We start from the raw sequence: 19,664 nt of genomic DNA on the forward strand, positions 1-19,664 counted from the left end.
ATCACAGGGTGATCACCCATCCCTCGAAAAAGCCCCCTATGAGGGATGCCAAAGGCCCCCTTTGAGCGATTTTCATCGCATAAAAGCTTTGTTACAAATAACCTGCGCGCAAAAAAGCAGATTTTTGGCATCCGAAATGAAACATTTGTTTATTTGCCGTCGCCAAGCCCCCTTTGAGGCGGCCGTGGTGCTGGCGGTTCCAACACAGAATGGCCGCTTTCCTGTAAAACTCGGCGTCCAAACGGGGCGCAAAATGCACGTGGCGTTGTCCGTCCGATCTCTTTTTGTCAAAGGAGAAAGTCATGTCCCAAAAGCAAACTGTTCAGATCAATTCCGCCGTGGCCGAACATGGGCCGTCAAACCGTGTGGAGCAGGTCAAGGCCCGCTTCCTTACCCAAACTCCTGAAATCTGCCCCGAACGAGCCCGTTTGATTACCCAATCCTACAAGGAAACCGAGGCCCTGCCGATGCATCTGCGTCGTGCCAAGGCTCTGGAAAAGATTCTGGCCGGCATGTCGATTTTTATTGAAGACGATGAGCTGATCGTCGGCAATCAGTGCAGCAAGCCTCGTTCGACCCCGATTTTCCCGGAATTTTCCTGTAAGTGGCTGGAAGACGAACTCGATCGTCTGGCCAAACGCAAGGCGGATGTCTTCCTGATCAGCGAAGATACCAAGGCCGTCCTGCGGGATGAGATTTTTCCCTACTGGGCCGGTAAAACCAACCAGGAATACGCCACGTCCCTGATGACTGCCGAGGCGCTTGCCGCCCAGGCCGCCGGGGTGTTCACCGTGGGCAACTATTATTTCAACGGCGTCGGCCACATCTCCGTCGATTATAAAAAGGTTCTCCACAACGGCCTCAACGAGATTATCGCCGAAGCCGAAGCGGCCAAGGCGAAGCTTGATTTTGCCGATCCGGAAGATATGAAAAAAGGGCAGTTTCTCGATGCCGTGATTATCAGCAACAAAGCGGTCATTGCCTTTGCCAACCGGTTTGCCGCCGAGGCCGAGCGCCTGGCCGCCGGTGCCGATGCCGCCCGCAAGGCCGAGTTGCTTGAAATTGCCCGGATCTGTCGCAAGGTTCCGGCGCAGCCGGCGGAAACCTTCCACGAAGCTCTGCAGTCCTTCTGGTTTATCCAGCTGGTGATCCAGATCGAGAGCAACGGCCACTCCATTTCGCCGATGCGTATGGACCAGTACCTCTATCCCTTCTATGCCGCCGATAAGGCAAACCTCGGCGCCGAAAAGGTTCAGGAACTGGTCGACCTGCTGTGGATCAAGATGGCCGGTATCAACAAGGTGCGCGACGAAGGTTCCACTCAGGCCTTCGGCGGGTATCCCATGTTCCAGAACATCATCGTCGGCGGTGTCAATCGTCACGGCGAGGATGCCACCAACGAGCTGTCCCTCATTATGATGCAGGCAACCGCCAACACCGCTCTGTATGGCCCTTCGCTTTCGGTACGAATTCATGAAGGGACGCCGACGCTGTTCTGGAAAAAAGCCGCCGAGGTGTCACGCCTGGGTCTCGGCATGCCCGCCTGGTATAACGACCGGGTCGTCATTCCCGGTTTGCTGTCCCGCGGCCTCACCCTTGAGGATGCTCGCGATTATGGCATCATCGGTTGTGTCGAGCCGCAGGTCGGCGGCAAAACCGAAGGTTGGCACGATGCCGCGTTTTTCAGCATGGCCAAGGTTCTGGAGCTGGCCCTGAACAACGGTTACGATCCCATGGGCAAGGTACAGTTGGGTCCGCAAACCGGTTCGATCCAGGATTTCAAGAGCTTTGACGATGTGGTCGGCGCCTACAAGAAGCAGATGGCCTATTTCGTCAAACTGCTGTGCCATTCCGATAACGCCGTCGATCTGGCCCACGGTAAAAACGTACCCCTGCCATTCCTCTCCGGGATGGTAGAGGATTGCATCGGCCGCGGCAAAGCGGTTCAGGAAGGCGGCGCCATCTACAATTTCACCGGTCCCCAGGGGGTCGGCGTGGCCAACGTCGGCGATTCCCTGGCCGCGATCAAAAAGTTCTGTTTCGATGAGCAGATCATTTCTCTGCCTGAACTCAAGGCGGCCATGGACAAGGATTTCGAAGGCGCCGAAGAACTGCGCCAGATGCTGGTGAACCGCGCACCGAAATACGGCAACGATGACGACTATGCCGACGAAATTGCGGTCATGGCTACTGATGTCTACTGCGCCGAAGTACAGAAATACCGCAATCCGCGCAACGGCATTTTCCAGCCGGGTCTTTATCCGGTATCGGCGAACGTGCCTCTGGGCGCGGTGGTTGCGGCCACGCCCGACGGACGCAAATGTGGCCATCCGCTGGCTGATGGTGTTTCGCCACAGGGCGGTTTCGACATCTCCGGTCCGACGGCCACCGTGTGCTCCGTGGCCAAGCTGGACCATATCGTGGCATCCAACGGCACGCTGCTGAATCAGAAATTCTCCCCCGATTCACTGGCCGGCGACGACGGTCTGCAAAAACTGATCGCCGTTACCGATACTTTCTTCAAACGGGGCGGATTCCACGTACAGTACAATGTCGTGTCGCGCCAGGTGCTGGAGGATGCGCAGGCCAATCCCGAAAATTATCGCGGACTGGTGGTGCGTGTCGCCGGCTACAGCGCCTTCTTCACGGTTCTGGACAAGTCGATCCAGAATGACATCATCAGTCGTACCGAGCAGGTAGCCTGATGCCCGAAAACCGCGGGGAGGGTTACCCTCCCCGCAATCTCTTGATTTCTTTGCCACAACGAAAAATAGCTCGTTTTCCATATGAAAATTACGCTGGATCCATCTGGAGTTTCCGGATGGGGACTATTAGCGGAAAGATGGTCAGACTATGAACTGGACAGACAAACTGTACGATTTCGATGCATTGCAGGAACCCGGATGGGAGCCCCGCGGACTGGTTTTCGACGTGCAACGGTTCGCTATCCATGACGGGGGAGGCATTCGCACGAATGTGTTCATGAAAGGCTGTCCCCTGCATTGCCTGTGGTGTCAGAATCCGGAATCGATCCGCTGGGAACAGGACATCAGCTTTATTGAAACCCATTGCATCCAATGTCGGAAGTGCATCGAGGTCTGCCCGGTATCGGCCATCAAGACCGATGAAACGGGGCAACGTGTCACGGGCATCGATACCGGGAAATGCACACTCTGCGGGGCCTGCTTCAAAACCTGCTACGCCGGGGCCATCAACATCATCGGCCGATGGGTCAGCGTCGACGACCTGGTGGCGATGGTGAGCAGGGACCGGGATTTTTACATCGCTTCCGGCGGTGGCGTGACCTTCAGCGGCGGCGAACCGACAGGGCAACCCAAGTTTCTTCTGGCGGCTTTGCAAGCCATGCAGCAGCTCGGATTGCACACGGCGGTGGAGACCTGCCTGCATGTGGCCCCGGAACAACTGGAGCCGATTTTATCCCATGTGGATCTGTTGCTGACCGATATCAAGCACATGGATGCGGATGTTCACCGGGAATTGACCGGCATGCCCAACGATCTTGTTCTGAAGAATTTCAGGCATATCTCACAGTTGAATATCCCGGTTCGGGTACGCATTCCCCTGATCAGTGGCCTTAACGATAGCTTGGAGAGTCTGCAACAGACGGCTGATCTGATCGCCTCCTGCAAAAATGTTCTGGGAGTGGATGTCCTTCCTTACAACAGGCTTGGCATAAGCAAATGTCGGCAGCTCGGCTGTGAATATCAACTGGCGGACCTGACGCCACCGCGACGGGAAACGGTCGAGAAAGTCGCCGGGTTTTTCCGCAGCGTGATCGATGATGTTACCATCGGGGGTATGTAGGAAAATATTGCCCTTCGCAAAACGCCAAGGCGTCCGCCTGCGAAAGGACAAAACGGTGTCCAGGGGGCAGGGCAGATCGGACGCTATTTGGATAGCACCTCTTTAAATCAGGGTTAGGGCGCGGCAAGCTTTGGCGTATGGCCGCTTTCAGTTGAACTGAGTTTTTTTCAGGGTTTCAGTTGCCGTTTTGGGCTTGCGGGTTCGCAGGCCTTTTTTATGCGCGGGAAAAGCTGCATGGAAAATCTGGCACATATCCCTTTCTTCCCCGTTTGTGCCCGTGCATGACGGGAAACGGATTTGGAAAAAAGTATAAATTCAGCTATATAGGAAAACAAACAGTCTCCCGAACGGCATGCCCTGGCGCAAACACAGTGTGTTTTGAGCGCGGCTTGTTCTGCCGTCGGGTGTGGCAATGGAAGCTGGCGGACTGCGGCGTCGGAGTGGCGGGCTTGAGCCTTGAGAGAAAATACTTTATAGTGGTGTATACGCGGTAAGCAGGCAGGCAAGGGCAGGTTTTTTTGAGGCTGCAAACGGATGAGGCAATTTTTCGGAATTGACATTGTAATCTCGTTTCCCTGCGCCGGAAGTTCCGCGTTTTTTGATCTTGGCCCTGATTTTATTTGCATGGTTAAATATTACTGAAGAGGCAAGGTCACGATAGTGGCCTTTTTTATTTTGTCGTACTCCTGTCGTGAACGCTGCGGAACATCCTTCCATTCGTACAATTGTTTTTTGCCGGGGAGTTCATATGAAATCGGCTGTGCATGAGCCCGTAAAGGTATTTTTGGTGGACGATCATCCTCTGCTGCGCACAGGGTTGCGGTTTACCCTTGATGGCATGCAGGATCTCGATCTGATCGGGGAAGCTTCCGACGGATTTGAAGGGGTTGAAAAGATTCTGAAGGATCCACCGGACATCGCGTTGATCGATATTGACCTGCCGGGCATTTCCGGGATTACCGTAATCGAAATGGTTAAAAAAAAGCTTCGCAATATCAAGATCATCGCGCTTTCTTCATACTCGGAAAAAAGCTACGTGAGCGGTGCCATGGAGGCGGGAGCCGATGGATACATGCTCAAGGCCATCAGCATCACGGCGCTGGTCGATTTTCTCAGGGAATTTGCGCGGGGGGAAAACCCCGTTTCTCCCTATTTGCTCGATATGGCGGGGTCCGCCGGTGTCGAGGAGGAATCGGAACCGGTTCATATAACCCCGAGGGAAGAGCAGATTCTCAACCTCATTGCCGGAGGGAAAAGCAACAAGCAAATTTCCAGCGAGCTTTTTTTGAGCATTGAGACGGTCAAAACCCATATCAAAAAGATATTCACCAAGCTGGAGGTTAAAAGCCGACTGGAGGCCGTGGCCGTGGCCCGGAACCTTAAAATCATTGAGTAAATCACCAAACCAGCGGGCGACCCTTTTTGGGGGATCATGATCGTGGATATTTTGGGCTTTCGTGTGGTTGATTCAAAAAGTCGCGTTTGATGGGTGCTTTGGGCCGGCAGTGTCGGAAAGGATGTGTATGGCTGAGACAAGGATAAGGGTTTTTCTGGCCGATGATCACCCTTTGATTCGCACCGGTTTGTCGTTGGCTTTTGAGGATGATCACAAGGTTGCCATCATCGGGACCGCCGATAACGGCTGCGATGCCGTGGCAAAAATCGAAAAACTGCGGCCGGATATCGTTCTGATGGACATCGATATGCCAGGCATATCGGGCATATCGGCCATAAAAGCCTTGCGGGAAAAGTTCCCTGCCATGCTGTTTCTGATTCTTTCAACCTATAATGATCGCAGCTACCTGGAGGACTCCCTGGACGCGGGGGCCAATGGATATCTTTTAAAAACCATCGGGATAGAATCGTTGGCGAATCTGATTGTCGACATTTCGGATAACAAGGAAGTGAGCTCGCCGTACCTTCTTTATCTGAACAGAGACAGATAATCGATGGAATGACGAATGAAACTAAATTTGATTTTTTTATTGTTTGCAACTCAGTGTCGTTAAAACACAGGAAAAGATCGTTTTGCAGAGGATCGGATGAAAAAAACCCTTAACCTTCTCGATTTGGTGGATAAAGAGACGCTGGACGAAATTCTCGATGCCTTTAACGAGGTCTGTGGTATCGGTTCGGTAATCGCCGATGTCGAAGGGCGGCCCTTGTCGGGGGAACAGAATTTTACAAGGTTCTGTGCCAAATATTGCCGCGGTACGGAAGATGGCCGCAAAAAGTGCTATGCCAGCGACGCTTTCGGTGGCGAGATGTCCCTTAAGCAACAGGAGCCGTACGTTTATAATTGCCTTAATTCGGGGCTGGTCGATTGTGCAACGCCGATTATTGTAGAAGGCTACCACCTCGCCAACCTGAACGGCGGCCAGGTACTGGAAGAGCCGATACCGAAGGAGGTCGCCATCGCGCGAGCCAAGGCCATCGGCATCGAGGACATCGACGGCTATCTGGAGGAATTGGACAGGATCCCCTTTGTTACCAAACCCAAGTTGCAGAAAATCGTAAAATTCATGGCCGTTATCACGCGTACCCTGAGCGATATGGCCATGCAGAAATATCTGCTGGCCAAACAGTCCAAGGAATACCTCAATAAACTGGTCGACAGCGTCTCCGACTGTATTTTTGCCATCGATGTCAATTTCCGCATCACCATGGTCAACAAGATTTGTCACGATGCCTTCGGTTTTGAAGACGGGCGGCTTTACGGCAAAAACTTCTATGATCTTCTGGACCCGCCGGAAAAGATTCTGGAATGCAAAAGCAAACTGGATCAGGGTGAAGAAGATAATTTCCGTGTGGAGATGGAAGGCGTCAGTGGTGACGGCAGCAAGTTTCCCGCTCAGGTCTCGATCTCCCGGATCAATGATGAAGATGGTGAGGTGGCCGGCTACGTGGCCATTCTGCGCAATATTACCGAAGAGAAACGGCATGAAAAAATGAAGCAGGATCTGGTGGCCATGCTCAGCCATGACATGCGCAACCCCATCTCTGCCATCAACAAAACCCTTGAGCTGCTTTCCACGGAACGCATCGGCACGATCAACCATAAACAGGAACATGTGATTCGTCTGGCCTCCAATACCAACGACCAGCTGTGCAGTATGGTGAACTCTTTTCTGGATATCTTTCGGGAAGAAAACACCAATTTTCAACTCAACAGGACCGAGTTCGATCTGAATGCCGTCATCAACGACTGTATCGAAGAGCAATCCCTGTTGCTGGCCGATAAACAGCTCAAGGTGCGCCACGCGACCGACCGGGAATGCCTGCCTGCATCCCTCGACCTGATTCGCATGAAGCGGACCATTACCAATCTCCTTTCCAATGCCATCAATTACAGTGTCACCGGTGGTCTGATCAGCGTCAGGAGCAGGAAGGTGTTAGGCAGGAATCGGGATCTTTGCAGGATCCTGAAGCCCAGCGTGGTGGATCGCGTTTCGGCCAATCACAAATATCTCTGGATAATGGTGAAGGACCAGGGATATGGTGTGCCTGAAGAATTTCAGGATGCGATTTTTGAAAAGTTTTTTACCGTGGAAAGCAAGGAAGGGTTGGGGCGGCGTGGAATCGGCCTGGGGCTGGCCTTTTGCAAGCTGGTTACCGAATCTCATGGTGGCGTAATTTTTTCCCGGACTCCTACAAGCAAACCCTTGACCCAGAAAACGCCCGGTTGCGAATTTCATCTGGTGTTGCCGGCATCGGCTTAGAAAAGACCGCAACACCGGCTTTGATTTTGTGTATGGAGTCGGCCTTTGTCGCGCGTTGCAGGTGACAAAGGCCTTTTTCAGTCGGAGGCCTGGCGGGCTGTTTTCGGAGCCGGAAGAATCAATTCATGGAGGGCAGGCTTTTGACAATATGCTTGGATATGGATGGTTTCAGTATGTTGTAGGCGGGGTCCGGAGCCACCAGCCCGACAATGAAATATTCATTATTCTGAACCGGTGTGATGAAACCGACCAGTCGACGTTGGTTGAAATCGAGATCGATCCATAAAAGCTTGCCCGCCTCCGGATCGATGCGTTCCAGTTGATCCATGGTGAAGACCAGTTCGGCGCCGGTGCATTCGAAACCGTGACTGGGAATCCTTCCGCGGGTGGCGATAATGAAACCCTGGGAATCGACCACGAAGGCGGCTTCGGCGCTGGTGATGCCGATGCACCAGGCGATGCAGCTTTCCCAGTCGGGAAAATTTTCCGATGGCTCGGTAAACGCCGGTCGGGTCTTTTCGGCCGAAACGGTTTCGGTCGGCCTGGTTGCTTGCTCGCCATTTCCGGGTTTCTGAACCGGCATCAGCCGCACGTAAGGTCGGGTGTCGGTTGGCTGGTCTATTTTGGAAGCCGGCTTTCTGGTCGGCGCCATGGCGTCGAGCAGTTGCCGGGCGTAGGAAAGATTATATGAGTTCACGTTGCGGTCTTTCATCGTCGGCTCCCATATCGCCACCCAGGTTCTGGATGATGGTTTTGATTTCCGTGGCCAGCATCTCGAATCTTTTGGCTTCCGGAGGGCAGCGCCCCTGCAGGAATGCCACGGGCAGGCCTTTTTCGCTGGCAAGATGAAAAATATCGGTTCGCGGTATGTAGGTTTCCAGAACCCCGTGCAGGGATGACCATGCCGTGCTCATGATGTTGAAGGAAACGTCCTTCCGCAGCTGAACCATGACTGCCAGGATGCCGATCAGGTGCAGTTTCCGGTTTTCGTTTTCCCTGATGTGCTGAAGGACATGCAAAGTCTGGGAGATGGCACGCAATGCCAGAGGCTCCGCCTGCAAGGGGAGCAGCGCATGCGTGCTTGATGCCAATGCGGCGCGCGTGACGGACCCAAGGCCGGACGGTGTGTCGACGATGATGTAGCGGAATTCCGCATCCACTTCGGCGATAATGTTCTGCAAGGCATCGGAGCAGCGCAGGACATTTTCGTAAATATCGATGTCCAGGGGATCCAGCCGGCCTCTTGGCAGAATCGACAGCTGCGGCAGCCGGGTTTGAAGCATGACCTCGTTCAGTGGCGCTTCATCCACGATATGTTCCGCCAGCCCGCGCCAGTCGGTATCGTTGCGTGCCAGGGAAAAGCCGATGGCGCCCAGGGGATCAAGGTCCAACAGCAGGGTGCGCTCCCCCGATTCCGCCAGGGCAACGGCCAGGTTCAAGGCGACCGTGGTCTTGCCTGTGCCGCCTTTGGAGCTGACGATGGAAATCGTATTTGCCATTTTTTCACCACATGTCCGCCGGATCGGGCCGGCCGGTTGTTATTTCCTGGTGACGATGAATTCTCCGAAGGAATCGCCTGCTTCCAGGCCCTTGGTCTGCTTGCAGACAAAGGTATTCATGCCGTCAGGGTACGGATCGGCGTAGGCCAGTTCGAAAAATGCCTGGTTCAGTCCGCGCAGCATGTAGGCGCGCAATCCTGCCCCCGGACTGTCCGCTTCGTAATAATCGAAAGCCCGGACAATCATCCGCTGACCTTCCTTAAGTTGCACGATACCCGACTTGGCCCATCCCCAGGCGGTGAAAGCGGCAAACGCCCCTCGCAGGATATCTTTTTCTCCTTCGGTGACCATCGGCATCACCACTTCGCTGAAAATCTCCGAGGTGATGATTCCGCAACCTGTGTGATAGCCGCATTCGTAGGCAGCCCTGACCAGTCCCGCTTCGACTTCTTCCTTGCGTTCCGGGGCGGCGGCGAGCAATCTTTCCGTCAGGCTGTTCAGCAATGCCACAGGCAACAGGTTGACCAGGACTTCGTATTCGGGGATCAGACCCTGTTCGTTGCTCTGCACGTTAACCTTGGCCAAAGCCTTGACCACATCGTTTCGCATGACCGTCATAATAATGGATTCTCCTTGTTCAGGCCGCCTCAACGGTGAAGACGCTTTGCTGTTCGCCGGTAACCATGCCCTGGAGTTCGGTGACCTTGTAACTGCGGGCGGGACGTTCGAAGAGGGCGCCAAACACGGCTGCGACATACCCGCGGGTGAAATGATTTATCGGCTTATGGTATTCGCCCCACTTCATGAGCCATCCTTCGTCTATGTGGGATCGGAGCAGACATGCTTCTCCGGATTGCGCGGTGCCGCTGATGGTTATTTTGCCCAGGCCGAAAGCGGAAAAGTAACCGGTGCATATCTCCTGCTTTTCCTGGATGTCGGAGATGCCGTTTTTCTGGAAATAGTCATCGAACATGACGCGCATGGCATCCTCCACCGCATCGGCCAGGATCTGCGGGCCACCGACATCGTCCAGATCCTCGGCCAGCTTGGTGACCAGGGTAAGGTAATGGTGGCTGTGCATGACAACCGGGTGGCCGTTGAGAGAGTGGCGGTAGGTATCTGGAGCAAGGGTGAAATCGAGCTTGAGCGGCATGGGTCCCTCCTAGAATGACAATCCGAGTTCCTGGAACAGCTTTTTGGTTTTGTGGCGGATGATGCCCAGCCTGGAAGCATCCGGAGTGACTATCGCGGCGACGGCATCGCCGACCGGTCTGCACATGATGACAGCACGGCCATATTCGATGAACATGTCCTGATAGCAACTGATGTTGAGTTCGCTCCCCATTTCCTCGATGCCATTGATGGCATGTGCGAGGGAAGCGCCAAGCTCGTCGATATTGATGCGCGCGCTGCTGCCCGCCGATTCGATGACAAAACCGTCGCGGCCCACGACAACCACGGCATCGATGCCGGGAATCGTCAGCAGATCGTTCATGACATCCGTCGATTCTCTCGTTGTTTGTTCCATGGATGTACTCCCTTCTTCAGACGCGGATGCGTAGTTGTGCACGGAATCGCCGCCACGGTTATCCAGACGCACAATGGCTTCGAGGATAGCGTGCTGGACGGGCAGGCCGATGGTCGTTTCCAGGGGGGCGATTCCAGGCAGGTAATAAAAGGTTCCCTGTTTCCAGTCGAGCAGGGCGGCGATGCCGTCGAGCCCGGTTTTTTCTCCGGCCCGCGCCGAAAGGATTTCCCCTTTGGCGAAATAGATCATCCCCTCGTCATTTTCCGGATCGCGCATGACGCGAATCGCACCGCTTCTGGAGCTTGCCGCCAGAAACTGCAACAGGTCGGATATCGTGGTTACCGAAAGGTCGCCGTGCAGGCTCTTGTCATCGGAACCTCCGGCAAGAGTCAAGCTATCGGAAACTGTCATGGAAAATCCCTCCTTGCTATAAGGGAAGCATCGGTACTGGCTTTGGCAAAAACCGGCTCCGGATATTATCCGAATACCAGCATGGTCGCTGTCTGATTGATATGTCCGATGTATTGCTCGCCATAGGTGCTGAAACCGGCAGTCGGGATGCCTTCAAACAGTTTGCCGTAGGCGTCGGTCAGGTTCTGCTGGCGCAGATCGAGGGTGCGGAGGATGCAGTCGAAGTCGAGGATCCCGGAAATGCGGCCAAGTTTTTCGCGGGCTTCGGCAATGGCCCGCGCGGTGTCCCCGAGCATGTCGGTGGATTCCAGCAGGGACAGTTCCATGTCTTCCTTGATGCTGCAATAAAAGTACATGGAGTCGCCCTGGATGCGTTGCGGGCTGCGTACGAACGGCTCGCCTTGAACGATGAGACCGACCGGATGGCGCATGAAGCATTGACTGATCCTGTCGCTGGATACCCCGACCGCTTCGGCGTAAGCCTCGATTGCCGGCCGGTCATTGAACTGCAGGACTTCTCGGCGCGATTCGTTGGCTTTGGAGACCCTGAGGGTTTTTCCCAGAAGACGGAAACTCTGGGTTTTGACAAAGGAAAAATCAACGCTTGGTTTGAGCAGGGCCAGCAGCGCGGCATTTTTGTAGGCATGACCGTTGGCGTAGACGTAGGTTCCGGAAAATTGCAGATCGTCGCCCGCCGATCCGCCGATAAAGGGGACGTTGGTCAAATCGCCGAGAGTTTCCATCAGGGTTTCTTCCATGCCTGCCAGACCGTCGATCAGCAGAATGCCGACATGGCGCGCCGGGTCCATCGCTGAAAGCGGTTGCCCGAAGTGGGCATCGAAGCAGGCCACGGCCTGTTGAATGGCATTTGGGTCGCCGAGATTCCTGACAATCTCGATTTTGAAATCCTGAAGCATGTCGGTGGAGAAGGCCATCGCCACGATCGCGTCCGAAAGCATTTGGCCGCTGGTGATTTCGCCGGCGGTGGAACAGCCGAAGACCTGCGCGCCGGGAAACGCCTCCTGCATATAAAGCGACACGGTTTCCGGCGCATGTTTCATTGCGGCGAAGAAAATCACCAGGCGGGGGGATGCCGGCGCGAGCTGTTTTCGTAGGTCCCGCACGCAATCGGCGGTGTCCGGGTGGGTGGAAAACCCGGTACGTATCTTCCCGTTGGCGGATGCCGGCCGGATCGCACCGGTTTGCGGGGGGCCGGCCGGAGCGAAGGATCTCATCATGCTTTCGAGTTTGGCGATGATCGCGGGATCGTCCGGTGAATCGGCGGAGAACCTGGCCGGATTGATGCCTTTGAGGATCATTTTGGTTTTGATCACGCGTGCGAGCATGGGATTGTTGCTTGCGTTTTGCTCAAGAATGGAATGGATCATTTTTTGAATTTTTCCTGCCATGAAACGCCTCCTTATAAAGGTATGCTTTTCATAAAGCCTTGTTAAACAAGTATGTTGCGGCGCTGACGAAAAAACGCAGGGCTGGTCCTTTTGAACGGTGCAGGGAAACGCTGCGGAAACTGCCGCATGCTGATTTTAAGACAATGTTTTATCGTTAATATATTAAATTAAAGGTTTGTGTCAATAGATTAAATAGTTTTCTAAATAAAAACTATGAATTAGGGTGTTCCGCTGGACTCAGTGTAAAATGCCAGGATGGGAGATTGGGACGGGATGAAAAAACAGTTGCGTTTCCATCATGAAGGCGGAGAAATCGGCTTCGAGCCCCTGTCGATGGCGCATCAGCTGCTTGGTGCCATCGGCCAGCAGATTGGCGCGGCTCAGGCGACGGGAGAGGCGTTGCAGGATGATTTCAATGTGGTCGAGATGGCGTAACGACACCAGCCAGTTTGCGGCCAGCATGCGTGGCAGCTGCCTGCGCAGGGCGTTCGGCAGGAGGTTGGGGTTGTCCTTTACCAGGCGGTAAATGGATGCGGCAAACTGTTCAAGGGGCTGGGGGTGATAGATTCGCCAGTTTTGTGCCAGGAAATGATCGTAGGCAATGTCGACCAGAATGCCGCGGCAAAGCCCGAGGTCCGGGTTCAATCGCTGCTTGCTGCGCCGAAAGGCGGCAGAAGTCTGAGCGAAACTGTCGAGTCTGCGATGGTGGATGATGCCCTGAAGGACGCCCGCCGGCAGATTCCGGTCGAGGCGTCCCTTGATGTAGTCACCGATCAGGGCCCCCAGGCGCGCGTCGGGAAGCGGATCAACCAGGTAAAGGTGCAAAAGATGGTTCACGCTGTCTTTCCGTTTTATTCATGCATTTCCGAGGACAGCAGCAGGCTTTAATTGGTACGCAGCGAATCTGCTTCGAGGCCGGAGTGGTGATTACCGACCAGCGCAGCGGTTTGTACCGGCTGACTGCCTTCCAGGCGGGCGGTCAACTGTGCGACGGTCCGTTTGAAGTCCGGCAGGTGCTGAGCCGATACCGGTGCCGATGGCGGTGTTTTGATCTTGAGCGGATTCAGCGCCACGCCGTTTTTATACATGCGGAAGTCAAGGTGCGGACCGGTGGAAAGGCCGGTCGTGCCGACATAGCCGATCACTTGTCCCTGCCTGACTTTTACCCCTCTTTTGATGCCGCGGCCGAAGCGGCTCATATGGTTGTACATGGTCTCCCATCCGCCAGGGTGGCGAACCTTGACACAATTGCCGTTGTAGCGTTTGAAGGCGGCAAAGGTTACCGTGCCGTCTCCCACGGTTTTTATGGGGGTGCCGGTCGGCGCCGCATAGTCGATGGCCGGGTGGGGGCGTACTTTTTTGGTGATCGGGTGCCGCCGACGCATGTTGAATCCTGAGGAGATGCGGGAGAACGACAGCGGTGCCTTCAAAAAGGCTTTGCGCAGGCTGCGCCCGTTTTCGTCGTAATAGGCCGCCGGTTGATTTCCGTCCTTGAAAAGGTAGGCGCTGTAGGGTTGCCCCTGATTGGTGAACCGGGCCGCGAGAATGCGGCCGTAGCCGGCCGGAGTGCCTTCGCGGAAGCGTTTTTCCACCAGAGCCTCAAACGCGTCGCCTGGCTGGATGTCGCGGATGAAGTCGATGTCCCAGGCAAAGATGTCGGCCAGGGATATGGCGAGAACCTCATTCTCGCCGCTTTGAACGATCGATCCGAAAAGGCTCGAGTCGATGACGCCGGTGACCAGGTCGGTGATAACCTCGTATTCGATGGGTATCTTCCGGGCTACGAAACTGCCGCCCTCCCGGCAAACCACAAGCTGATCCTCGCGGTCGATATCGTAAGTGAAACTTATGAATTTGCCGTCGGCAAGGCGCAGCGCGTAGGATTGTCCGGCGGTCAGTCGGGACAAGGGAAAAACCGGCTTGGTTGCCTGGTTGAGTATGTGAATCTGCTGCGGAGTGAAGATGTCGGCAAGCAGCGACGTGATGGTGTCCCCGGGCTGGATGACGCCCTTGACGGTTTTTTGCGCGATGACCCGAGTCTGCTCGTTCGCGGTCCTGGCAGCCTGCTCCCCGTTGCTGGTCTGCCGGTTAGAACCGGTTGCGCCGAACCAGAGGCCGCCGAGAAGGCCGGCAACGACCCCCCCCCACAGGAGCGCTTTTTTAGTTGTGAAACGGTTGGTTTTCAGTTTCGGGAAACGTCGTGGTGGTTGAATATCATGCAACATGTCACTCTCTTTGGTTTTGTTTTGCTCGGGATGGTGGAGGGGCCGCCGATGCAGTGCATCCATGGCCCGGCCAGAATCACATGGCATGCTAACAGGTTCTGCACATCGTTGTCCAGAAATTCGACAGCAAGCAGGAAGAAGTGCAAGGCCGTTGCCAAAATTTGGCCAATGGTCTATTTATGTAAACGGTCGATTTGCAGGCTGCCGGGAGAGTTTCCTGTCCGGCCTGCGCGGTTGCTGACTCCATCGAAGGCAGGGACATGGTCATGGTGAATGTGGAACGTTTGAAAAAGGAATTTGCGCGGCAGGCCGGCATTGCCAGTCCGTCTTTTCGGGAAGGGGAGATTTCCAGGTATCTGGTCGAACGCTTTCGCAGCCTGGGAATGTCGGTTGTCATGGACGATGCCGGAAGCGCCATCGGCAGTGAGAGCGGCAATATTATCGCCAGGTTGCCGGCCAGCGGCAAGGATTGTGAACCATTGCTGCTGTCGGCGCACATGGATACGGTGGTGCCGGCCGACGGGGTGCGCCCGGTATTGGTCGACGGCATTTTCCGAAGCGCCGGCGATACTGTTCTCGGTGCGGACGACAAGGCCGGTCTGGCCGAGATCGTCGAGGCTCTGGAAATCGTGAAGGAGCAGGGCGTCCCTCATGGCATCATCGAGGTCGTTGTAACCGTGTGTGAGGAAAAAGGGTTGCTCGGCGCCAAGCATCTTGACTACTCCAAGGTCGTCTCGCGGCGCGGACTGGCTCTCGACACTTCCGGGACCGACAGGGTCATCAACACCGCTCCGGCTGCCAACAAAATGCGTTTTGTTATCACCGGGCGCGAATCCCATGCCGGCATTGATCCGGAAAAGGGAGTGTCGGCGATTGTTGCTGCCGCCACAGGGATTGCGGCGATGCGCCTGGGGCGCATCGATTATGAAACCACCGCCAATATCGGCACCATCCAGGGTGGGTCGGCGACTAATATCATTCCACGGCAAGTTGTTCTCGAAGGCGAGGCGCGCAGCCACGACCCCGCCAAACTTCAGACCCAGACGGAGCATATGCTGGCATGCTTGCGGGATGCGGCACAGGCGTCCGCGCGCAGTATCGGCGGGGAGCAGGTTTCTGTGTCTGTCGAGACGCAGGTCGTGAGCGATTATCCCTGTATGGCGGTGTCGCCGGATGCGGACATTCTACAACTTGTGGAAAGGGCGGCCAGACAGCTGGATCGCGTGGTGGCGTTGTGCGATGGCGGTGGGGGCAGCGATGCCAATATCTTCAACGCACATGGCATCGAGACGGTCATTATCGGCACCGGTATGACCGATGTGCATACCGTCGCCGAATCGGTGCATGTAGCCGACATGGTAAGGGTGACCGAATTGCTGGTCGAAATTATTCGTCTGGCATGATGACCGGCAATTGCGACAACAGACCGGCAGCAGCCTTTCCGGTTTCTTTTCGGCAGAAAAGCCCGCCTTGTGTAAAACCGTTGTTTCACCTGTTCATTGCGCATAATCCTCATCTGCTATGAATGCAAATCGTCGTTTATTGCCTATCGACAGTGTTGTCGATGAATTGCGAAAGGCCCTTCAAAAAGCGCCCGCAGTGGTTCTGCAGGCCGAACCGGGGGCCGGAAAAACCACCCGCGTGCCTCTGGCGCTGCTGGATGAGCCCTGGCTGCAAAACAAGCGGATTCTCATGCTGGAACCCCGGCGCCTGGCCGCCAGCAACGCCGCCCGTTATATGGCGGCGTGCCTGGGCGAAGCGGTTGGCAACACGGTCGGCTATGCCATTCGCTTCGACCGGCGTGTTTCGGCCGCCACGCGCATCGAAGTTGTTACCGAAGGTATTCTTACCCGTCGGTTGCAGTCCGATCCGACGCTGGATGGCGTAGGGCTGGTGATCTTTGACGAATTTCACGAACGAAATCTGCATGCCGATCTGGCGCTGGCCCTGTGTCGGGATGCGCAATTGGGGCTGCGTGACGATCTGAAGCTGCTGATCATGTCGGCGACCCTTGATGTCGATCCGGTTTCCCGTCTACTGGGCAACGCGCCGGTGCTGCGATGCCCCGGGCGTTGCCATCCGGTCGAAATCTGTTACATGCCCAGGGACCCCGCAGGGCCTCTGCCGGAGGTAGTGGCGCGGGCGGTGCGGCGGGCCTTGGGGGAAATCGAAGGCGACATCCTGGTGTTTCTGCCGGGGGCCGGCGAAATTCGCCGCTGCCAGGAAATACTCCGGAAGGAGCCGGCTGCTGGCGAATTGCTGGTCCTGCCGCTGTACGGCGAATTGCCCTTTGCCGAACAGGAAAGAGCGTTGCTGCCGGGAAGGCAGCGCAAAGTGGTGCTGGCAACCAACATTGCCGAGACAAGCCTGACCATCGAAGGTGTGCGGGGGGTTGTCGACAGTGGCTTCATGCGGCAGGCCCGGTTCCATGCAGGATCCGGTCTGCCACGCCTGACCACTGTGCGTATCGCCGCCGCCAATGCCGATCAGCGCGCCGGACGCGCCGGCCGTCTGGGGCCGGGGCGGTGTTACCGTCTCTGGAGCGAAGCGACGCAAGGGGCCATGCTGCCGTTCATGCCTGCGGAAATTCGCACGGCCGATCTGGCGCCGCTGGCATTGGAGCTGGCCTGCTGGGGGGTGACGCAGGCCGCCAGTCTGTGCTGGCTGGATGCACCGCCGGCCGGGGCGCTGGGCAATGCCAGGGATTTGCTGAGGCTGCTTGGCGCACTTGACAAAAAACATCGTCTGACCGCCAGAGGCGAAGCCATGGCGAGGCTTCCTGCCCATCCCCGCATCGCCGCGCTACTGTTGCGCGGTATGGAAATCGCCAGCCTGCCTCTGGCCTGTGATCTTGCGGCTCTTCTCGAAGAGCGGGATTTGCTGAAGGGGCTGTCACCCGCCGCGCAGGTCGTGGACAGCGATCTGCAGCCCCGGCTGGATGCGCTGTACGCTTTTCGCGCCGGTCAACCCCTGGAAAACGGCGTCGATAAGGCAACCTGTCGCGTTGTGGATCGCACCGCCAGGGCCTGGCGGCAGCGCCTGCGGACAGACTGCGATGCGCTGCAGGGCGACAGTGATACGCTGGCGATCCTGTTGCTGGCGGCTTATCCGGATCGTGTGGCGCGGCGTCGTCCGGCCGATTGCCGACGCTATCTGATGGTCAACGGGCAGGGCGGCTGCCTGTCTCCGCGCAGCGGGGTGGGGGATGCGGAATTCATCGTGGCGGTCGATGTGGGGGGAGGGCGTGGCGCAGACGCCATGATCCGCCTGGCCAGTACCGTTACGCGCTCCCGCCTTGAAACGGAATGCGCGGGACACCTGGTCTGGAGGCAGCGGGTTTTCTGGGATGCCGGGCAGAACAAGGTGGTGGCTCGTAAAGAATATGGATTCGGTGCGTTACTGCTTGACGAACGTCCTGCTCAGGCCGACCCTGCGCAGGTGTCGGCCGCTTTGCTTGACGGCCTGCGTCAGCTTGGTCTGGCGGCGCTTCCCTGGAGTCCCGCCGCTGTCCAATTGCGCTGGCGGGTGATGACCCTGGCGCGGATTTTTCCAGAGTTGCCCTGGCCGGACTGGTCCGAAGGGGCCCTGCTTGCCGAACTGGACGATTGGCTCGCTCCCTGGCTGGACGGGATGCGCTGTCTGGAGGATGTTTCCCGACTGAATCTTTCGACGGTTCTGCTGGCCCGCCTCGATTGGCGCCTGCAGCAAGCGCTCGAAAAGGAGGCTCCGACCCAGTTGGCGGTCCCGAGCGGCCATCGGGTGGCCCTGGAGTACCGATCGGAAGGCCCGCCGGTGCTGGCGGTCAAATTGCAGGAATTATTCGGTCTGGCAGAAACGCCGTGCGTGGCGGGCGGGCGTCTGGCGGTACAATTGCAGCTCTTGTCCCCGGCGCGACGACCGGTTGCCGTTACCCAGGATCTGCGCAGTTTCTGGGAGGAGGGCTACCCCGAGGTCAAGCGGGAACTGGCGGGGCGCTACCCGAAGCATCCCTGGCCCGCGGATCCCTGGAAGGCTGTGCCGACCCGTTCTACAAAAAAAGCCATGCCCTGAAAAGCCAGGCTTTCCAGGGCATGGGCGATGGGTGGTCCGACCGGATTTTCAGGCGGCATTTTCCGTCGATGCAGCGGATTGGACAAGATGTACATCCTGCTGCGGAAAGGGGATGGAAATGCCGTTTTCGTCAAAGCGCAGCTTGATCTTTTCCATGGTATCGAAGTAGGCCGGCCAGTAATCGGCAGTGCCGATCCACGGACGCATGACAAAGTTCAGGCTGCTGTCGGCGAATTCATTCAGCGCCACGACAGGCTGCGGTTCCTTGAGGAACCGGCTGTCCTCGGTGATGATATCCTGCAGGATCTGTTTGACTTTGTGGATATCGTCATCGTAGCTGACGCCGATGACAAGATCCATGCGTCTTGTGCCGCGCTCGGTGTAGTTGATAATGTTGTCGTTAAGCAGTTTGGCATTGGGGATGACAATGGTCCGGTTGTCCGGGGTCTGCAGGCGGGTATTGAAAATATGCACCAGTTCCACCGTGCCCATGACGCCGGCTCCTTCGATAAAATCTCCGGCCCGGAAGGGCCGCAGCAGGATCATCATGATGCCGGCGGCGAAATTGGACAGCGAGTTCTGCAGGGCCAGGCCGACAGCCAGGCCGGCGGCCCCGATTACCGCGATCAGAGAGGTCGTCTGGACGCCGATACGGTTCAACGCGGCAATAGCGACGAAGCTGACCAGCGCGACGTAAACCAGGGTGCTGATAAAGGACACCAGGGTCGGGTCGACATTTCGGCTGGTCATCATTTTGCGCACGATCCTGGACAGTAATTTGCTCAGCCAAAGACCGACGGCCAGAATCAGCAGGGCTCCCAGCAGGTTGAGGCCGTAAACAGTCAGCCAGGGTTTAATCTGTTGCATGTCTCCTCCTATGAAAGAAATCTACTCTTCTTGGTTGTAAGGTTCTGTTTTCAGCTCTCTTTCAGGACGAAATTCGGAAAGTCCTCAAAGACCCACTTGTTCTTCAGTGTCAGATAAATGATGCCCAACAG

General features: G+C 56.3%; 16 protein-coding genes. 7 read left to right on the forward strand and 9 right to left on the reverse strand.

Translation table 11 applies throughout. The annotated features are described in order from the left end of the window. The first annotated feature begins 302 nt into the window (after nt 1-302). The 5 genes from AB7E65_RS06515 to AB7E65_RS06535 all read left to right on the forward strand — a co-directional run bounded on the left by AB7E65_RS06515 (nt 303) and on the right by AB7E65_RS06535 (nt 7,544). Entirely contained in the window at nt 303-2,705 is a 2,403-nt protein-coding gene (locus tag AB7E65_RS06515) for a glycyl radical protein (protein WP_428745498.1), read from the forward strand. 148 nt (nt 2,706-2,853) lie between these two features. Next, nucleotides 2,854-3,825: a glycyl-radical enzyme activating protein gene (locus tag AB7E65_RS06520; RefSeq protein ID WP_428745499.1), complete on the forward strand. Its 972-nt coding sequence runs from the start codon at nt 2,854-2,856 to the stop codon at nt 3,823-3,825. A 748-nt stretch (nt 3,826-4,573) separates the two neighbouring features. After that, nucleotides 4,574-5,221, forward strand: a complete 648-nt coding sequence (locus AB7E65_RS06525; protein ID WP_072286963.1) for a response regulator — start codon at nt 4,574-4,576, stop codon at nt 5,219-5,221. A 127-nt stretch (nt 5,222-5,348) separates the two neighbouring features. Next, the gene (locus AB7E65_RS06530) at nt 5,349-5,771 is read left to right on the forward strand and encodes a response regulator (protein ID WP_072286964.1); all 423 of its coding nucleotides are present in this window, start codon (nt 5,349-5,351) and stop codon (nt 5,769-5,771) included. Between the two features lie 96 nt (nt 5,772-5,867). Continuing rightward, nucleotides 5,868-7,544 (forward strand): PocR ligand-binding domain-containing protein, encoded by a 1,677-nt coding sequence (locus tag AB7E65_RS06535; RefSeq protein WP_428745500.1) that lies wholly within the window; start codon nt 5,868-5,870, stop codon nt 7,542-7,544. Between the two features lie 118 nt (nt 7,545-7,662). Here AB7E65_RS06535 and AB7E65_RS06540 read toward each other — a convergent pair whose 3' ends face one another. From AB7E65_RS06540 to AB7E65_RS06575, 8 genes are all read right to left on the reverse strand, one after another. Beyond that, complete coding sequence (locus AB7E65_RS06540) at nt 7,663-8,256, reverse strand: hypothetical protein (RefSeq protein ID WP_320360375.1); 594 nt, start codon at nt 8,254-8,256, stop codon at nt 7,663-7,665. Then, nucleotides 8,228-9,043, reverse strand: coding sequence for a ParA family protein (locus AB7E65_RS06545; RefSeq protein WP_320360374.1), 816 nt, complete (start codon nt 9,041-9,043; stop codon nt 8,228-8,230). Before AB7E65_RS06545 ends, AB7E65_RS06540 begins: the two co-directional genes overlap by 29 nt. Before the next feature lie 39 nt (nt 9,044-9,082). Then, complete coding sequence (locus AB7E65_RS06550; protein ID WP_072286968.1) at nt 9,083-9,661, reverse strand: hypothetical protein; 579 nt, start codon at nt 9,659-9,661, stop codon at nt 9,083-9,085. A 19-nt stretch (nt 9,662-9,680) separates the two neighbouring features. Then, nucleotides 9,681-10,196 (reverse strand): hypothetical protein, encoded by a 516-nt coding sequence (locus tag AB7E65_RS06555; protein WP_428745501.1) that lies wholly within the window; start codon nt 10,194-10,196, stop codon nt 9,681-9,683. A 9-nt stretch (nt 10,197-10,205) separates the two neighbouring features. Further along, nucleotides 10,206-10,982 carry a DUF4388 domain-containing protein gene (locus tag AB7E65_RS06560; RefSeq protein ID WP_428745502.1) on the reverse strand — a complete coding sequence of 259 codons (777 nt, stop codon included), beginning with the start codon at nt 10,980-10,982 and terminating at the stop codon, nt 10,206-10,208. Nucleotides 10,983-11,047: 65 nt separating this feature from the next. Continuing rightward, nucleotides 11,048-12,391 (reverse strand): FIST signal transduction protein, encoded by a 1,344-nt coding sequence (locus AB7E65_RS06565; RefSeq protein WP_428745503.1) that lies wholly within the window; start codon nt 12,389-12,391, stop codon nt 11,048-11,050. 237 nt (nt 12,392-12,628) lie between these two features. Beyond that, nucleotides 12,629-13,228 carry an ACP phosphodiesterase gene (locus tag AB7E65_RS06570; protein WP_072286972.1) on the reverse strand — a complete coding sequence of 200 codons (600 nt, stop codon included), beginning with the start codon at nt 13,226-13,228 and terminating at the stop codon, nt 12,629-12,631. Nucleotides 13,229-13,275: 47 nt separating this feature from the next. Next, entirely contained in the window at nt 13,276-14,616 is a 1,341-nt protein-coding gene (locus AB7E65_RS06575; protein ID WP_320360370.1) for a M23 family metallopeptidase, read from the reverse strand. A gap of 260 nt (nt 14,617-14,876) precedes the next feature. Here AB7E65_RS06575 and AB7E65_RS06580 point away from each other — a divergent pair, with 260 nt between their 5' ends. Together AB7E65_RS06580 and hrpB are read left to right on the forward strand one after the other, a co-directional pair. Further along, nucleotides 14,877-16,019 (forward strand): M20/M25/M40 family metallo-hydrolase, encoded by a 1,143-nt coding sequence (locus tag AB7E65_RS06580; protein WP_428745504.1) that lies wholly within the window; start codon nt 14,877-14,879, stop codon nt 16,017-16,019. 139 nt (nt 16,020-16,158) lie between these two features. Further along, nucleotides 16,159-18,666 (forward strand): ATP-dependent helicase HrpB, encoded by a 2,508-nt coding sequence (gene hrpB, locus AB7E65_RS06585; RefSeq protein ID WP_330220598.1) that lies wholly within the window; start codon nt 16,159-16,161, stop codon nt 18,664-18,666. A 48-nt stretch (nt 18,667-18,714) separates the two neighbouring features. Here the strand turns inward: hrpB and AB7E65_RS06590 are convergent, their stop codons facing one another. Continuing rightward, nucleotides 18,715-19,533, reverse strand: coding sequence for a mechanosensitive ion channel family protein (locus AB7E65_RS06590; RefSeq protein WP_145926408.1), 819 nt, complete (start codon nt 19,531-19,533; stop codon nt 18,715-18,717). Between the last annotated feature and the right edge of the window lie 131 nt (nt 19,534-19,664).

Origin of the sequence: Syntrophotalea sp., assembly GCF_050253115.1 — a bacterium.
Taxonomy (GTDB): Bacteria; Desulfobacterota; Desulfuromonadia; order Desulfuromonadales; family Syntrophotaleaceae; genus Syntrophotalea; species Syntrophotalea acetylenica.